Below are 15,882 nucleotides of genomic sequence, written 5' to 3' on the forward strand. Positions count from 1 at the left end.
GGTCGCTTTTGCGGTGGATTTTTAGTGCGCGTAGCGCGACAGTCGCGCCAATCTCAACAGGACCTGATCATGAGCGCGGCATTCCTCTCCCATATCGACAACGAACTGCAAGGGCTGAAATCCGCCGGGCTCTACAAATCCGAGCGGGTGATCACCTCGACCCAGTCGGCTGAGATCGAAGTCGGCGGCGACAAGGTGCTGAACTTCTGCGCCAACAACTATCTCGGCCTCGCCGACAGCGCCGAGTTGCGCACCGCGGCCAAAGGCGCGCTCGACCGCTACGGTTACGGCATGGCCTCGGTGCGCTTCATCTGCGGCACGCAGGAAGAGCACAAGCAGCTTGAATCAACGATTTCATCCTTCCTCGGCCTGGACGACACCATCCTTTACGGCTCCTGCTTCGACGCCAATGGCGGCCTGTTCGAAACGCTGCTCGGCGAGGAGGATGCGATCATCTCCGATGCGCTGAACCATGCCTCGATCATCGACGGCGTGCGGCTGTCGAAGGCCAAGCGTTTCCGCTATGCCAACAACGACATGGCCGACCTCGAAGCGCGGCTGAAAGAGGCGAAAGACTGCCGCTTCCGCCTGATCGCCACCGACGGCGTGTTCTCCATGGACGGCATCATCGCCAATCTGAAAGGCGTCTGCGACCTCGCGGAAAAGTACGGCGCCATGGTGATGGTCGACGACAGCCATGCCGTCGGCTTCGTCGGCAAAAACGGCCGCGGCTCGGCCGAGCATTGCGGCGTCGAGGGCAGGGTGGACATCATCACCGGCACGCTCGGCAAGGCGCTGGGCGGCGCGTCGGGCGGCTATACCTCGGGCAAAAGCCAGGTGGTCGACTGGCTGCGCCAGCGCTCGCGGCCCTATCTCTTCTCCAACACGCTGATGCCGGCGATCGCCGGCGCCTCGATCAAGGTTTTCGAGCTGATCCGAAATGGCGATGCGCTACGCGAGCGCCTCTATGCCAATGCGGCGCGGTTCAGGTCCGAGATGGGCAAGCTCGGCTTCACATTGGCCGGCGCCGATCACCCGATCATCCCGGTGATGCTGGCAGATGCCAGCCTGGCGCAGGAAATGGCGGCGCGCATGCTGAAGCGCGGCATCTATGTCATCGGTTTTTCGTTCCCGGTGGTGCCGAAAGGCCAGGCGCGCATCCGCACGCAGATGTCGGCGGCGCATTCCGCCGCCTACATCGACCGCGCCGTGGCGGCATTCGCCGCAGTCGGCAAGGAACTGGGCGTGATTGGCTGAGAGTTTTACCCTCCCCCTTTGTGGGGAGGGTCGACTTTCGACCGCTTGCGAAGCAAGCGGGCGGGAGGCGGGGTGGGGGTCTGCAGGGTCACGACCTCCGCCAGTTTTTGACCCCCACCCGGCCCTTCGGGCCACCCTCCCCACAAGGGGGAGGGTAAGGAGTTGTAGCATGTCGAACATGATGAAGGCGCTGGTGAAGGCCAAGGCCGAGCCGGGCATCTGGATGGAAGAGGTGCCGGTGCCGGAGATCGGCCCCAACGATGTGCTGATCAAGGTCAAGAAGACCGCGATCTGCGGCACCGACGTGCATATCTACAATTGGGATCAGTGGGCACAAAAGACCGTGCCGGTGCCGATGGTGACCGGCCATGAATTCGTCGGCACCGTTGCCGATTTCGGCTCGGCGGTCACCGAATACAAGGTCGGCCAGCGTGTTTCGGGCGAAGGCCATATCGTCTGCGGCCATTGCCGCAATTGCCGCGCCGGGCGAGGGCACCTCTGCCGCAACACGGTCGGCGTCGGCGTCAACCGTCCCGGCGCCTTCGGCGAATATCTGGTGATCCCGCAGCACAATGTCGTGCCGATCCCCGACGATGTGCCCGACGAAATCGCCGCGATCTTCGATCCGCTCGGCAATGCCGTCCACACCGCCCTGTCCTTCGATCTCGTCGGCGAAGACGTGCTGGTCACCGGAGCCGGACCGATCGGCATCATGGGCGCGCTCGTTGCCCAATGCGTGGGTGCGCGAAAAGTCGTCATCACCGACATCATCCCGGCGAGGCTGGCGCTGGCCAAAAAACTCGGCGTCCAGCATGTCGTCGATGCGTCCAAGGAAAAGCTGCGCGACGTCATGCCGGCGCTCGGCATGACCGAGGGTTTTGACGTCGGCCTCGAAATGTCGGGCGCCGCGCCCGCCTTCCGCGACATGATCGACACCATGAACAATGGCGGCAAGATCGCCATTCTCGGCATCGCGCCGACCGGCTTCGAAATCGATTGGAACAAGGTCATCTTCAAGATGCTGCATCTCAAGGGCATCTACGGCCGCGAGATGTTCGAGACCTGGTACAAGATGATTGCGCTGGTGCAGGGGTCGCTGGATGTATCGGGTCTGATCACGCACCGCATCGGGATTGATGATTTTCAGGTGGGGTTTGATGCGATGAGGAGCGGCAGTTCGGGTAAGGTGGTGATGGATTGGTGAGGCACGTGTGGGTGCAAGATGGCGGAAAATGAGCACGGTCGTATCATTGCCTCGCAGGCAAAGATCGTACTGAAGCCCGCTGGATTTCGACGCAAGGGCCAATCCCGAATCTGGATCGCCGATCGCGGCTTCTGGCTAAGTGTAGTCGAGTTCCAGCCCAGCTCATGGTCCAAAGGCACTTACCTTAATGTAGCAGTCCACTGGCTCTGGGGTTCGCTTCCGGAAACGATTACCTTCGATCGTTTTGAGCGCATTGGACAGTTCGTTCCGTTCGAGAGCCCGGCACAATTTCTTCCCGCGGTTGATCAAATGGCCAAGAAGGTCGTCGAAATCGATCAGGTTCACCGATCCATGTTCCCTTCCGTCCAGGCGACAGCGAAAATCCTCGTGAATGAATTGCAGCCGGGCGCCTACGGCGAATGGGCGGCCTTCCACGCCGGGGTGGCGGCCGGTTTGGCTGGTGATTTTGAAACGGCAAGGCGACTGTTTGAAAGCGCGCAAAGACACGCGGCTTCGCAGGCGCAGGCGCTCCTAGCCTACATCGATGATCCGGCAGCATTTCGAAGCCATGTTAGAGGCTTCATTGAAGCCGAACGCGCCTATTACGGTCTAGGACGTTACCTGCCGCAATAGCGATCTGATTTCTACGACGGTCGGCCTGTGGGGAGGATTTCAACCCACTGTGAGTTTTGCCTCCAGCGCCGCCACGCCCGTAACAATCGCCGCCCGCTCCTCCGCATTCAGCCTCGCCAGCAACTCCCGTTCAAACGCCCTCGCCAGCGGCACCATCTCTTGATAGGCGGTCAGCCCGGCCTTGGTCAGCGTCAGATGCTCCACGCGGCGATCGTTCTCGTCCGGCGTGCGGATCAGCCAGCGCCGCCGCTCAAGCTCGGCCACCGCGCGCGACACCTTGGTCTTGTGCATGGCCGACTGCTCGCCAAGCGCTGTCGCCGTCATCGTGCCGCGCTGGCCCAACCCCGAAAGAGTGCGCCATTCCGGCCGCGTCAGGCCGTGGCGGTCGCGGTAGATTTTTGAAAATTCGCGGCTGACGGCGTCGGCCAGCCGGTAGAGCCGATAAGGCAGGAAGCTTTCGAGTTCGAGGATTTCCATCTGCACCGTGGATGCGTTCGCGGTTGATAGTTACATTTTCGATGGTTACAAATGAAACCAGTTTGGTCAACATCGCCGGCAAGCAGCGCTTCGCGGGGCCGGGATCAGGGAGGATCGGATGACCTTTTCCTACATGCCGGGCTTCGGCAACGACTTCGAAACCGAGACGCTTCCCGGCTCGCTGCCGCAGGGGCGGAACTCGCCGCAACGGCCGGCTTACGGGCTCTATGCCGAACAGCTATCGGGCTCGCCCTTCACCGCGCCGCGCGGCACCAATGAGCGTTCCTGGCTCTACCGCATCCGGCCGAGCGTAAAACACACCGGCCGCTTCAAGGCAGCGAGCTATCCCTTGTGGAAGACTGCCCCCAATGTCGGCGACCACGAGCTGGCGCTCGGGCAGTATCGCTGGAACCCGGTGCCGATGCCGAGTGAGCCGACCGATTTCATCGCCGGCATGCGCACTATCACCACCGCCGGAGATGTGCTGGGCCAAAGCGGCATGGCCGCGCATGTCTATGTCGCCAACCGCTCGATGGTCGACGACCATTTCTTCAACGCCGACGGCGAGTTGCTGATTGTCCCCCAGGTCGGTGCCTTGCGCTTTGTCACCGAGATGGGCGTCATCGAGCTTCGGCCCGGCGAGATCGCCGTGCTGCCGCGCGGTCTGGTGTTCAAGGTCGAGCTCGCCGACAAGGAAGTGCGCGGCTATGTCTGCGAGAATTACGGCGCCAAGCTGACGCTGCCCGACCGCGGCCCGATTGGCGCCAACTGCCTGGCCAACCCACGCGACTTCAAGACGCCCAGCGCCTGGTTCGAGGAGAAGGAGACGCCGTGCCGGCTGACGGTGAAATGGTGCGGCAATTTCAACGTCACCGAGATCGGCCATTCGCCGCTCGACGTCGTCGCCTGGCACGGCAACTATGCGCCCTACAAATATGATCTGGTGACGTTTTCGCCGGTCGGCGCCATCCTGTTCGACCATCCCGATCCGTCGATCTTCACCGTGCTGACGGCGCCGAGCGGCGAGGAGGGCACCGCCAATATCGACTTCGTCATCTTCCCGCCGCGCTGGCTGGTGGCGGAAGACACGTTCCGGCCGCCCTGGTACCACCGCAACATCATGAGCGAGTTCATGGGCCTGATCCATGGCCAGTACGACGCCAAGGAAGAAGGCTTCGTGCCCGGCGGCATCAGCCTGCACAATCTGATGCTGGCCCACGGCCCCGACGCACCTGGCTTCGAAAAGGCCTCGCGCTCCGAGCTGAAACCGGTCAAGCTCGACAACACGATGGCCTTCATGTTCGAGACCCGATTCCCGCAAATGCTGACCCGCTACGGCGCCGAGCTTGAAACAAGGCAGGACAATTACATTGACTGCTGGACCGACCTGAAGAAGCGCTTCAACGGCACGCCGGAGGGCGACTGGTCTTGAGATCAGCTCGATGAGCGACCGGCTGGTGCTTCTCGGCTCGAAAGGCGGCCCGGCATTGCGGCCGGGCGGGCCGTGGCCGAGTTCGTCGCTGCTGGAGCTTGGCGGGCGGACCATCGTCGTCGATTGCGGGCTGGGTGTCACGCGTGGCCTGGTCGATGCCGGCGTCAGCCTGAAGGCGCTCGACCTGATCTTCGTCACCCATCTGCATTCCGATCATGTGCTGGAACTGGGGGCGCTGCTCCACACCGCCTGGACCGCCGGTCTGGCCAATCCGGTGACGTTGTTCGGACCACCCGGCACCGGCCAATACTGGCGCCGCTTCTGCCAGGCGATGGAGTTCGACATTGAAATTCGCATCGTCGATGAGGGCAGGCCGGACATTCGCGAAATGGCTTCGATCGTGGAATTCGGCGAGGGCGAGATTTTTGCGCAGCGCGGCCTGAAGGTCTCGGCACTGCGCGTCGACCATCCGCCGGTGACCGACTGTTTCGCGCTGCGCTTCGAGCATGGTGCGAACAGCGTCGTGTTCTCGGCCGACACAGCCTTCTTTCCGCCGCTCGCAGGCTTTGCCCGAAATGCCGACATTCTCGTCCATGAGGCCATGCTGGAAGAAGGCATCGAGCGGCTGGTCGCCAGGACCGGCAATGGCGCGCGGCTGAAAGAGCATCTGCTTGCCAGCCACTCATTTGCCGAGCAGGCAGGCCGCATCGCCAGCGATGCCGGGGTGAAGAGGCTGGTGCTCAACCACCTTATTCCGGCCGATGATCCCGAGATCGGCGAGGCCGACTGGGAGGCTGCTGTCAGGAAATCGTGGGTGGGTGACTTGACGATTGCCCGCGACGGCCTTGTTGTGAACTTAGACGGCGCCAAAGCCGCATCAGGAGAGGAAACCGCATGAAGCTTGCCACATTGAGGGACGGGACGCGCGACGGAAAGCTTGTCGTCGTCTCGCGCGACCTGACGCGCTTCACCGACGCCTCGTTCCTGGCGCGCACGCTGCAGGCCGCACTCGACGACTGGCAGCGGATTTCGCCGCACCTGGCGACGATCGCCGAATCGCTGGAGAACAATGCGGTGCCGTCGGCACGCTTCCATGAGCATGACGCCCATTCGCCGCTGCCGCGCGCCTATCAATGGGCCGATGGTTCTGCCTATGTGAACCACGTCGAACTGGTGCGCAAAGCCCGCGGCGCCGAGATGCCGGCAAGCTTCTGGACCGATCCGCTGATCTATCAGGGTGGCTCGGATTCCTTTATCGCGCCGCGCGATCCGATCCGCGCGGCGGACGAAGCCTTCGGCATCGACATGGAGGCGGAGGTCGCCGTCGTCGTCGACGATGTGCCGATGGGCGCCAGCCTCGACCAGGCGCGCGCTGCGATCCGGCTGGTCATGCTGGTCAATGATGTGACGCTGCGCGCGCTCACCGGACCCGAACTCGCCAAGGGGTTTGGCTTCTTCCAGTCGAAGCCGTCCTCGGCTTTTTCGCCGGTGGCGGTGACGCCGGACGAACTCGGCGACGCCTGGGATGGCGGCAAGGTCAACCTGCCTCTGCTCGCCGACGTCAACGGCAAGCCGTTCGGCCGTGCCAATGCCGGCGTCGACATGACCTTCGACTTCCCGGCGCTGATTGCCCATGCCGCAAAGACACGGCCGCTGGTTGCCGGCACCATCATCGGCTCCGGCACCGTCTCCAACAAGCTGGATGGCGGGCCGGGCAAACCGGTGGCGGCCGGCGGCGCCGGCTATTCCTGCATCGCTGAACTGCGCATGATCGAGACCATTGAGTCTGGCGAGCCCAAGACGCCGTTCCTGCGCTTTGGCGATACGGTGCGTATCGAGATGAAGAATAAAAGCGGAAACTCGATCTTCGGCGCCATCGAGCAGAAGGTCGAGAAGTCCCAGGCATAAGAGGGGCAATGCAATGACGGGCGAGGCGTTCTACCTGCTGGCCGGCGTCTGGGCGTTGGCCATTCTGATGGTCTTCATCCAGGCGATCCGGCTGAGCTACCGCATCGAGGCGCGCTCGCCCGATCTGACCAACCGCAGCGGCTACCCGCGCAAGGCGATGATGTTCCACACCATCACCAACACCAATGTGGCGCGGGACGAGGAGACGCAGGCGACGCGGCGGCGCATGAACCGGCTTTTGCTGATTGTTGTCGCCGGCTTCGCGGTGATGGCGGCTGGCATTGGCCTGATCAGACGAATGAACGCGTGACCCTGCTCGAGCATTTCAGCCGCATGGCCGGCAACAATCTCTGGTCGAACGACCGGCTCTATCGCGCCGTGCTGCAGCTAAAGCCCGGCGAATTCGGAGCCGAACGCACAAGCTTCTTCCCGTCGATCAAGGCGACGCTCAACCACATCCTTGCGGTCGATCATCTCTATCTCGATTTTCTGGAGGAGGGCGGCGTCGGCGCGGCCGCTTATGACGACTACGTGCCGTTCGATGAGCCGCAGGCACTGTTTGCTGCCCAGACCGCGGCCGACAGGCGGCTGATCGCCTTTTGCGACGGCCTGTCGGAGGACGATCTCGACCGCCGCGTCATCACCGACCGGCGAGAGGACGGCATGATCCCGGAAAAGATCGGCGACATCCTCGGTCATGTCTTCCTGCACGACATCCACCATCGCGGCCAGGTGCACGCGATGCTCTCGGGCAGCTCGGTCGCGCCGCCGCAGCTGGACGAGTTTTTGCTCGATTATGATTTGAAGGTGAGGAAAGGAGAGGTCGAGCGGTTGGGATTGAGTCGTCGGATCGTCTGAAACCACCTTGGTTCGCCCACATTTCGCCGATGTTGGTAGCGATCTTGTCGTAGCCTTTTTGCTGGCCCCAAGACTTGAGTTGCGCCGATGCTCTTTCAGCACTTCATGCCGCAACGCCTACTGGCCACATTTGCTATTCTTTGTCTGACGCAAGGCGCTGCTGCGGCTTGCCAGAAGCTGCCCAAGGCGGAGAGCGAGGACATGGAAGCGCCAGAAGTGCTTGTGGTTCGCGCCAAGGTGACATCGCTCAAGGTTAGGGTTGGTCATGAGGAGATTTGCTATGACGTCAGCTACGATGTGCAGGAAATCTATCACGGCTCGATAAAAGGTCCGCTTTCGATATCGAATTGTGCTTCCATCGACGCCGAAGAAGCCTTGGCTTTGTCCCAGCGACCCGGGAAAGAGCGTCAGGCCGAGGCCGATTTCGAAGGCACCGAAGTGGTAGCTGGCTTCACCTCCAGACCACCGCCGAAAGTCTCCAAACTGAAACCTCAGAAGTCGGGAAAGCTGCGTCTGCTGGTTCCTTCATGCTGGGGGCCGATGATATATCCGATCGATAAAATGTCCGAATCGGAACGCGCGGAAATAATCAAGGCGGCCAAAGATCCGCAGCAATACCGCAACTTTGACTGATGTATCAGGACTTCAAAAAATTGAGGTCGAGGGGTGGGCTCTAGTTGTAGGCGATCGGCCCATTCGAAACCGAGCGACCGAGACAATGATCTCGACCCCCCTTTTTGCCGTCGCGCCCTGCTGATGGACGCGAACAATGGAGGTGTCGATCATCTGCACCGTGCCGTCATGGGCTTTTGTGATGGCATCCATGTGGCGGTCCCACACACCTGCTTTCCGCCATCGAACGAAGCGATTGTAGCAGGTGGTGCGAGGGCCGTACTGCTCCGGCAGATCGCGCCATGGCGCACCCGACCGCAGTATCCAGAAGATGCCGTTCAGCACCCTGCGGTCATCAACGCGCGGCACGCCGCGCACCTTGTTGGGCAGATGCGGCTTGATCGCGCGCCATCGAAGTCAGTCAGGTCATATCGGCTCATGCGGAGTCTGAATCAGGTTTCGCCGCGATAGGAAAGCCGGGAGTCGCAAAGCTACCCTATAGAAAACATCCACACTCAGCGCCTCTGACGAAACACGCCCAGAAGTGGTTCGGACGAGCGGGGCAAGGTGCGTTCGCCGGTCTCAAGCTCAATCAGCAGGTGCTGCATGATCTCTTCGAGTTTGAACTGTAGTGAGCCATATTCGGTGATCTCGCCGGGGCGTTCGTAGGCGGTGCGTTGAAAGCCGTCCTCATGATCGTTGAACCAGATTGCGATTTGCCCAACTATCCCGACAACCCAAAAGCCGCCATTGTGCCTGCCATATGGCTCTTGCATCCATCGAGTTGGCTCGACACGGATCATCTCCCATAGCCGCTTTTGAGGGAACGACATGCGTTCCCAAGCATCGTTCATCAAGTCCCAGAGCTTAGCTTCGTCCATAGCGGAGTCCACGTGACACGCCAGATCTTATCCATATCGCATGCTGGAACCCACACTTCCACCCGTTTTGGCCATGCCGCTTTTATGGGTTCACGGCCTAGATCAAAGCCGATCGAGCCGCAAACAAGCTTACGGTTTCAGGCCGCTTTCCCGTCCACCTTGATCACGCCGCGCTTGATCTGGTCCTGTTCGATCGATTCGAACAGCGCGCGGAAATTGCCTTCGCCAAAGCCTTCGTCGCCCTTGCGCTGGATGAATTCGAAGAAGATCGGGCCGATCACCGTCTTGGAGAATATCTGCAGCAGGATCTTGGTCATGCCGCCGTCGACCACGCCTTCGCCGTCGATGAGGATGCCGTGCTTCTTCATCCGCTCGATCGGCTCGTCATGCCCGTTCACCCTGTTGTACGACATGTCGTAATAGGTCCCCGGCGGACCGGGCATGAACTTCAGCCCGTTGTCGGCAAGCTTGTCGGTGGCGGCGTAGATGTCGTCGGTGCCGACGGCGATGTGCTGGATGCCCTCGCCATTGTATTTCTTCAGATACTCGGCGATCTGGCTGGTGTTGTCCTTGGACTCGTTCAGCGGGATACGGATCTTGCCGCAGGGCGAGGTGATGGCGCGGCTGACCAGGCCGGTGATCTTGCCGTCGATGTCGAAGAAATGGATCTGCTTGAAGCCGAACAGTTCGCGATAAAAGTCCCACCATTTGTCCATCTGGCCGCGATAGACATTGTGGGTGAGGTGGTCGAGGAAATAGAAGCCGACGCCTTGCGGCCGCGGGTCGCGTTCGCCCAGCCACTCGAACTCGGCATCATAGGCCGAGCCCTTCTTGCCATAGGCTTCGATGAAATAGAGCAGCGAGCCGCCAATGCCGACAATGGCCGGCACGTCGAGCGCCTTGTCGTTGCCGTCGTAGGGCGTGGCGCCTTTCGATACCGCATGCTCGAACGCATGCTTTGCATCGACCACGCGCCAGGCCATCGAGGCGGCGCAGGGGCCGTGCTTGTCGACGAATTTCATCGCATGCGAGCCGGGCTCGGCATTGACCACATAGTTGATGTCGCCTTGGCGCCAGACGGTGATGTCCTTCGTGCGATGCTTGGCCACCGCGACATAGCCCATGCGGGTGAACAGCTCGGCGAGCTTCTGCGGCTCCGCATGGGCGAACTCGACGAACTCGAAACCGTCGGTGCCGGCGGGGTTTTCCTTGCTGATCTTGGCGGGCGGTGCGTCGTGCGGGAAGGGACCCATGGCATTCCTCCAAACGGATGGTGGCCGCATCGGACCACAAGATGACGCATGATAGCGCGGAGCGGCCGCACGGTGCTTGCATTCAAACGCTTGAAATGATCATCTCGTGCGTAATTCATGCATGATTGGGGATAAATCCATGGATGACGCGCGCATAGACCAATTCGACCGCAAGATAATGGCTCTCTTGCAGGGCGACGCGCGGCTTACCAACAACGACCTCTCGGAACGCGTGAACCTGTCGGCATCGCAATGCTCGCGCCGCCGCCAGCGGCTGGAGGAAGACGGCTTCATCAAGGGCTATCGGGCCGTGCTCGACCGCGACAAGCTTGGATTCTCGCTGGTCAATGTCATCTCGGTGACGCTCGCCACCCATAACCGCGACAATGCCAGGCGCTTCGGCGAGCTGCTGGCGCGGCTGCCGGAGGTGCAGGAGGCGCACGCGCTGACCGGCGAGATGGATTATATCTTGAAGGTGGTGACGCCCGATCTGAAATCATTGTCGGAATTCGTCAACGGTGTGCTCCTGCCGCACGAATCCGTGCAGCATGTGAAGACGGCGATCGTGTTGGAGACGCTGAAGGAGACCGGCGCGCTACCGATCTAGTTTGAGAGAGTTTCAGTTGATACGTCGGCGGGACAGCACCCCTCTCTGGCCTGCCGGCCATCTCCCCCGCAAGGAGGAGATCAGCAGCTTTGTCCAGCGCTCATCCTGCAACGTCGGCGATTGGCGAAGAGCGAAGGCGACATCCGATCTCCCCCCTTGCGGGGGAGATGTCCGGCAGGACAGAGGGGGGTGTGAGGGATCGCCAGCGCCTCAGGATGCTCACCCCTTGGACTGCTGAATCAGCCCGTAGAGATTGGTGCAGCGCGCGCCGGAGCGGCAATAGGCAAACACCGGGCCTTCGAGCGCGTCGAGCGCTTCGGCCTGATCTTCGACATTCTCGGCTGTGATCTGGCCGCTGGTCACCGGGATGTAGCGGAAGGCCAGCCCCGCGGCTTCGACCGCCGCCTTGACGCTGTCGGCCGTAGGCTGGTCGGGCTGCTCGTCATCCGGCCGGTTGCAGATCACGCTCTTGAAACCGGCTTCCTTGATGGCGGCGGCATCTTCGGGCTGGATCTGGCCCGAGACCGAATAGTCCTCGCTGATTTCGCGATATTCCATGGCTCTCATCCTCGCAATCTGGTTTGGCGCGAAGTCTTGCCACTCTCACACGAGGTCGGCAATCCGCGCCGGAAAGAAATCCCTCGGCGCAGATAGACATTTGCGGCCCCAGATCCAACCCAGGCTCAAGAGGTTTCGCGCTGTTGGCCTTGCCCGGAGGCGGCAGCGACTCTAAACAGGCGCACCGACAAACGAAGGAACCATCCCATGAGCATTCGTCGCATCGATGTTGGCCCGCGCATGAGCCAGATCGTCATCCACGGCAACACCGTCTATCTCGCCGGCCAGGTCGGAACGCCCGGCGCCAGCGTTGGCGAGCAGACCAGGTCGATCCTCGCATCTATCGACGAACTGCTGGCCAAGGCCGGCACCGACAAGACCAAGATCCTGCAGGCGATCATCTGGCTGGCCGATATGGGCACCTTCGCCGAGATGAACAAGGAATGGGACAAGTGGGTCCCGCAAGGCAACACGCCCGCCCGCGCCACGGGTGAGGCCAAGCTTGCAGGGCCGGAATACACTGTCGAGATTATCGTTACGGCGGCGATTTAGAGCGCGGCGCCTTACCCTCCCCCTCGAGGGCATAGGCGCTAAGATAGCTTTGGCATGGACTGAAATTTGCGCTTTCGTGGTGGTTCGCGCCAGCGATATCGCAAGGCATGGAGATTTTGACGCAGGGCCGCCAAGGAAGGTTGAGTAAAGATGGTAGCGATCAGAGAGGCGACGATCTGGCGGGTGGCGCGCCACAGCAGCGGGCGCCCGTCGCTCAAGGGGGAGAGACACCCAACTCCTGCGAGAGGGGTTCGGTCACAAGCGCGATGAGGAAGTGGGCAAGGATCCAAGGCCTTGCGATCCTTGGGTCCTTGGCGGGAGGAGAGCGCAGCCCGGTCAGGCTCTTCAGACGCTTGAAGGCGAGTTCGATGCGCCAGCGCATGCGGTAGAGCTTGAGGACCGTATCGGCGGGAAACTCCTCCCGGTCAAGCGAGGTCACAAGCAGGACGAAGCCGGCCGCAATCAGCGTCTGCGGTTGAACCTTGTTGCCCTTGGCCCTGGCTTCCTTGTTGATTTTGCGCCGCGCTTCTTGTGCCGCGGCCTCGGATTTGCGCAAGGCGATCAGGCGCATCTTCACAGGCTCGCCCTTCTTGAGTGCCAGCCGGGCAGGCGTTTCGCAGACTTCCTCCCGGCAGCTCTCCAGGTAGCCGATGAGATCGAACGCCCTGCCGTTGGCGTCGAGCCATCGCGCGTTTTTCCACGACGCGCGCACAACAACATCGCCGCCTTGCGCCATCACCTTGGCGATCCGCTCGGCCTGCAGATAGGCGCGGTCACCGATGCGGATCTCGCCCGGCACCACCGGCACGCGGTCGATCAACTCGGCCTCGCTCTGATCGGTGATCTCGATGAAGTCGAACTGCTCGCGCTCAAGCTCGAAGGCGCAGTGCATGCGCCAAAGACCATTGTTCTTCTTCTCATACGCACCGGCCTTGGCAACCGCTGTCGCATCGAGGATGCGGATCAGTCGGCCTTTGGCCAAACCTGCATCCTCGCGCTTCAAAAGGTGCCCAATCAACTGCTGCAGCCATGGTCCTGCATTGCGCAGCCGGCCAAGCAACGCCACGTCCGAAATGTCGGCTATCCCGCTCGCCGCCGCCCAGGCCACGACGCCCCGCATGCCAACCTTGCCAAGGCAGTAAGCCAGTGTCAGGCGCAACAGGTCGCTCGCCGACCTGACGCCGCGCGGGCGCAGGAACGCCTTCGTCTCGCGGGCACTTGCTGCGATCAACTCTTCGCCGCCCAGAAGCTCAATCGTCTCGGCCCAGCCGTCATCCACAAGCGATTCGTGTGTCATCGCAGTGTAGAATCACACCCGATTCCGCAGGGCAATACCTATCTTAGCGCCTATGCCCTCGAGGGGAGGGTCGGCGAGTAGTCGAAGCGAAGCGGAGACTGCGAGACGGGGTGGGGTCGGCGAGGCTGCACCGACCCCACCCCGCGTCACCAGTGCCGCCTTGCGGCACTTGCTCCGCGACCCTCCCCTCGAGGGGGAGGGTAATCACCCCTGCGAAGGCTTGAACCTCGCCACCAACGTGTGGCTCTCCGCGGCGTAGGTGAACCTCACCTGCGTCACCGGGTGCTCGGCGCTCCAGGTCCGGCGCTCGACCACCAGACAGGGCGTGCCGGTTGCGATGTCGAGCGCTTCGGCAATATGTCTGTCGGCCGCTACCGCGCGGATGCGGTGCTCGGCCTCGCTCCATGGCACGCGGCCGATCAGCCAGGGGCTGGGCGCGATGTCGAGAAACTCTTCCTCGGCGGCTTCCGCGACGGCGGCGAGATTGATCAGCCGCTGTTCGTGCGCGAATGGCCGCTTGCCGGCAAAATGCCGGCATTCCAGCGCCAGCACTTGTCCGGCGGCGCTCAATTCCAGCAAGCCACGGTCCTCGGCGCCGCTGCGCCTTTTCTGCCGCGCCAAGCGCTCGTAGCGATAGGCCAGGCCAAGCGCCTCGACCTCGATCCTGATGTCGTGGATTTCCAGCACCGCGGCCTGCGATTGCGGCTGGCGCACGAAACTGCCCGAACGGCGGCGGCGCTCGATCAGCCCGGCCTTGGCCAGTTGCGACAGCGCCTTGTTCACCGTCATGCGCGAGCAATGATACTGCGACGTCAGCTCGTGCTCGAACGGGATGCGGTGGCCCGGCGCCCAGGCGCCGGACATTATTTTCTCGCTGATGTCGGACAGGATGCGCTGGTGCAGCGAGCCGCCGCCTTCCGACGCCGCTGTCTCAATCATGCTCATGCCGAAAGCGCCGTCATCACCTGGCGAAAGCGCTCTGCAATCGGCTCGCGCCTGGAATGCCGGCCGCCGCTGACCTGCTTTTTCCCATGCACCCAGACGCAATCAACCTTGCCGCCATTGGCAAAGATCCAGGCGTCGAGGATCGCATCGCCACTTTTTCCGGCCAGCGAAGGATGGTTTTCGTCGAGGGAGACGAAATCAGCCGCGGCGCCGGCGGCGATCCGCGACGGGCCGGCGCCGAGTGCGGTGCTGCCGCCATCGAGGGCGGCGTCGAACAGAGCCCGCCCGGTCGAGCCGCCGGCCACCGCCAGCACATTGCGGGCGCGGTGTGCGAGGCGCTGCGAATATTCGAGCTGGCGCAATTCATCCGGCAGGCCGATCAGCACGTTGGAATCCGAGCCGACGCCGAAGCGGCCGCCATGTTCGATGAACAGAGGTGCTGAAAAGGTGCCGTCGCCGAGATTGGCCTCGGTGATCGGGCAAAGCCCGGCAATGGCGCCGCTTCTGGCCATGCCGGATGTCTCAGCCTCGGTCATGTGGGTGGCGTGAATCAGGCACCAACGCTTGTCGATCCCGGCATTGGCGAGCAGCCATTCGACCGGTCGCGCACCCGACCACGCCAGGCAATCCTCGACCTCCTTCACCTGCTCGGCGACGTGGATGTGGATCGGTCCGTCCGGCGCAATGGCGGCAACAGCGCTGAGTTCCTCCGGCGCCGCGGCGCGCAGGCTGTGCGGGGCGACGCCGACGACAGCCTGATTCAACGCACGAACCGATTCGCGGCTTTTCTCAAGCAAGCGTTCGAACCGATTCACATCGTTGATGAATCGCCGCTGGCCTTCGTTGGGCGCAGCGCCGCCGAAGGAGGAATGGGCATAAAATACCGGCAGCAGCGTCAGGCTGATCCCTGTTTCGTTGGCAGCGGCGGCGATCCGCTCCGCCATCTCGGCCAGGTTGGAATAGGGTGTTCCGTCGCGATCGTGGTGAAGATAATGAAACTCGCCGACGCGCGAGAACCCGGCCTCCAGCATCTCGACGTAAAGCTGTGCGGCGACCGCCTCGACCTGGTCCGGCGTCATCGACAGCGCGAAGCGGTACATCACCTCGCGCCAGCTCCAGAAGCTGTCGGCGGAGGGACCGCGCAGTTCGGCAAGCCCGGCCATGCCGCGCTGGAAGGCGTGGCTGTGCAGGTTCGGCATGCCGGGGACCAGAATGGCGTGGCGTTCGTCACCGCTCCGCGGCGACGTGTCGACTTCGACGGTTGCGATGCGACCGTCCGTGACGACGATCCGCACCTTGTCATGCCAGCCATCGGTCAGCAGCGCCTGTTCCGCAAAGATCGCCGTCACGTTTTTCTCCGAATTCCATAAACAATGCACTTGCAGCGCGTTTCAATATGTATATACAT

The 15,882-nt window shown here is 62.2% G+C and carries 18 protein-coding genes and 1 pseudogene; 11 read left to right on the forward strand and 8 right to left on the reverse strand.

The window, feature by feature from the left end:
• The first annotated feature begins 69 nt into the window (after positions 1-69).
• The 3 genes from NKJ80_RS07085 to NKJ80_RS07095 all read left to right on the forward strand — a co-directional run bounded on the left by NKJ80_RS07085 (position 70) and on the right by NKJ80_RS07095 (position 3,094).
• Positions 70-1,257: a glycine C-acetyltransferase gene (locus NKJ80_RS07085; RefSeq protein ID WP_352497308.1), complete on the forward strand. Its 1,188-nt coding sequence runs from the start codon at positions 70-72 to the stop codon at positions 1,255-1,257.
• Between the two features lie 169 nt (positions 1,258-1,426).
• Positions 1,427-2,461 (forward strand): L-threonine 3-dehydrogenase, encoded by a 1,035-nt coding sequence (gene tdh, locus NKJ80_RS07090; protein WP_352497309.1) that lies wholly within the window; start codon positions 1,427-1,429, stop codon positions 2,459-2,461.
• An 18-nt stretch (positions 2,462-2,479) separates the two neighbouring features.
• Complete coding sequence (locus NKJ80_RS07095; RefSeq protein WP_023689620.1) at positions 2,480-3,094, forward strand: DUF4304 domain-containing protein; 615 nt, start codon at positions 2,480-2,482, stop codon at positions 3,092-3,094.
• Positions 3,095-3,133: 39 nt separating this feature from the next.
• Here NKJ80_RS07095 and NKJ80_RS07100 read toward each other — a convergent pair whose 3' ends face one another.
• Positions 3,134-3,571, reverse strand: a complete 438-nt coding sequence (locus NKJ80_RS07100; RefSeq protein ID WP_352497345.1) for a MarR family winged helix-turn-helix transcriptional regulator — start codon at positions 3,569-3,571, stop codon at positions 3,134-3,136.
• Between the two features lie 118 nt (positions 3,572-3,689).
• Between NKJ80_RS07100 and hmgA the strand changes: the two genes are divergently transcribed.
• The 6 genes from hmgA to NKJ80_RS07130 all read left to right on the forward strand — a co-directional run bounded on the left by hmgA (position 3,690) and on the right by NKJ80_RS07130 (position 8,402).
• Complete coding sequence (hmgA, locus tag NKJ80_RS07105; protein ID WP_352497310.1) at positions 3,690-5,003, forward strand: homogentisate 1,2-dioxygenase; 1,314 nt, start codon at positions 3,690-3,692, stop codon at positions 5,001-5,003.
• Positions 5,004-5,013: 10 nt separating this feature from the next.
• Positions 5,014-5,901 (forward strand): MBL fold metallo-hydrolase, encoded by an 888-nt coding sequence (locus tag NKJ80_RS07110; RefSeq protein WP_352497311.1) that lies wholly within the window; start codon positions 5,014-5,016, stop codon positions 5,899-5,901.
• On the forward strand, positions 5,898-6,911 hold the full coding sequence (locus NKJ80_RS07115; RefSeq protein WP_023805052.1) for a fumarylacetoacetate hydrolase family protein: 1,014 nt from the start codon (positions 5,898-5,900) through the stop codon (positions 6,909-6,911). Before NKJ80_RS07110 ends, NKJ80_RS07115 begins: the two co-directional genes overlap by 4 nt.
• A gap of 13 nt (positions 6,912-6,924) precedes the next feature.
• The gene (locus NKJ80_RS07120) at positions 6,925-7,221 is read left to right on the forward strand and encodes a hypothetical protein (protein ID WP_023689625.1); all 297 of its coding nucleotides are present in this window, start codon (positions 6,925-6,927) and stop codon (positions 7,219-7,221) included.
• The gene (locus NKJ80_RS07125) at positions 7,218-7,769 is read left to right on the forward strand and encodes a DinB family protein (RefSeq protein ID WP_023805053.1); all 552 of its coding nucleotides are present in this window, start codon (positions 7,218-7,220) and stop codon (positions 7,767-7,769) included. Before NKJ80_RS07120 ends, NKJ80_RS07125 begins: the two co-directional genes overlap by 4 nt.
• Positions 7,770-7,856: 87 nt before the next feature.
• Positions 7,857-8,402, forward strand: a complete 546-nt coding sequence (locus NKJ80_RS07130; protein WP_352497312.1) for a hypothetical protein — start codon at positions 7,857-7,859, stop codon at positions 8,400-8,402.
• A 96-nt stretch (positions 8,403-8,498) separates the two neighbouring features.
• Here NKJ80_RS07130 and NKJ80_RS07135 read toward each other — a convergent pair.
• The 3 genes and pseudogenes from NKJ80_RS07135 to hppD all read right to left on the reverse strand — a co-directional run.
• Positions 8,499-8,821 (reverse strand): annotated as a pseudogene (locus tag NKJ80_RS07135) (IS5 family transposase); the annotation flags it as partial.
• Between the two features lie 75 nt (positions 8,822-8,896).
• Positions 8,897-9,262, reverse strand: a complete 366-nt coding sequence (locus NKJ80_RS07140) for a hypothetical protein (RefSeq protein WP_023805055.1) — start codon at positions 9,260-9,262, stop codon at positions 8,897-8,899.
• Between the two features lie 137 nt (positions 9,263-9,399).
• The gene (gene hppD / locus NKJ80_RS07145) at positions 9,400-10,515 is read right to left on the reverse strand and encodes a 4-hydroxyphenylpyruvate dioxygenase (RefSeq protein ID WP_352497313.1); all 1,116 of its coding nucleotides are present in this window, start codon (positions 10,513-10,515) and stop codon (positions 9,400-9,402) included.
• A gap of 139 nt (positions 10,516-10,654) precedes the next feature.
• Here hppD and NKJ80_RS07150 point away from each other — a divergent pair, with 139 nt between their 5' ends.
• The gene (locus NKJ80_RS07150; protein WP_023715237.1) at positions 10,655-11,122 is read left to right on the forward strand and encodes an Lrp/AsnC family transcriptional regulator; all 468 of its coding nucleotides are present in this window, start codon (positions 10,655-10,657) and stop codon (positions 11,120-11,122) included.
• Between the two features lie 219 nt (positions 11,123-11,341).
• On the opposite strand, the gene NKJ80_RS07155 is transcribed toward NKJ80_RS07150, so the two are convergent.
• Positions 11,342-11,680, reverse strand: coding sequence for a protein tyrosine phosphatase family protein (locus NKJ80_RS07155; RefSeq protein ID WP_352497314.1), 339 nt, complete (start codon positions 11,678-11,680; stop codon positions 11,342-11,344).
• A 207-nt stretch (positions 11,681-11,887) separates the two neighbouring features.
• Here NKJ80_RS07155 and NKJ80_RS07160 point away from each other — a divergent pair, with 207 nt between their 5' ends.
• Entirely contained in the window at positions 11,888-12,232 is a 345-nt protein-coding gene (locus NKJ80_RS07160; RefSeq protein ID WP_023672906.1) for a RidA family protein, read from the forward strand.
• Positions 12,233-12,446: 214 nt separating this feature from the next.
• On the opposite strand, the gene NKJ80_RS07165 is transcribed toward NKJ80_RS07160, so the two are convergent.
• The 3 genes from NKJ80_RS07165 to NKJ80_RS07175 form a co-directional block, all read right to left on the reverse strand.
• A complete protein-coding gene (locus NKJ80_RS07165; RefSeq protein ID WP_352497315.1) occupies positions 12,447-13,529 on the reverse strand; it encodes a transposase in 1,083 nt (360 codons plus the stop codon).
• Between the two features lie 204 nt (positions 13,530-13,733).
• A complete protein-coding gene (hutC, locus tag NKJ80_RS07170) occupies positions 13,734-14,474 on the reverse strand; it encodes a histidine utilization transcriptional repressor HutC (RefSeq protein WP_352497316.1) in 741 nt (246 codons plus the stop codon).
• Entirely contained in the window at positions 14,471-15,823 is a 1,353-nt protein-coding gene (locus NKJ80_RS07175; protein WP_352497317.1) for a formimidoylglutamate deiminase, read from the reverse strand. The genes hutC and NKJ80_RS07175 overlap by 4 nt, the downstream gene beginning before the upstream one ends.
• Positions 15,824-15,882: the final 59 nt, after the last annotated feature.

This window comes from Mesorhizobium sp. M0030, assembly GCF_040323695.1.
Classification (GTDB): Bacteria; Pseudomonadota; Alphaproteobacteria; order Rhizobiales; family Rhizobiaceae; genus Mesorhizobium.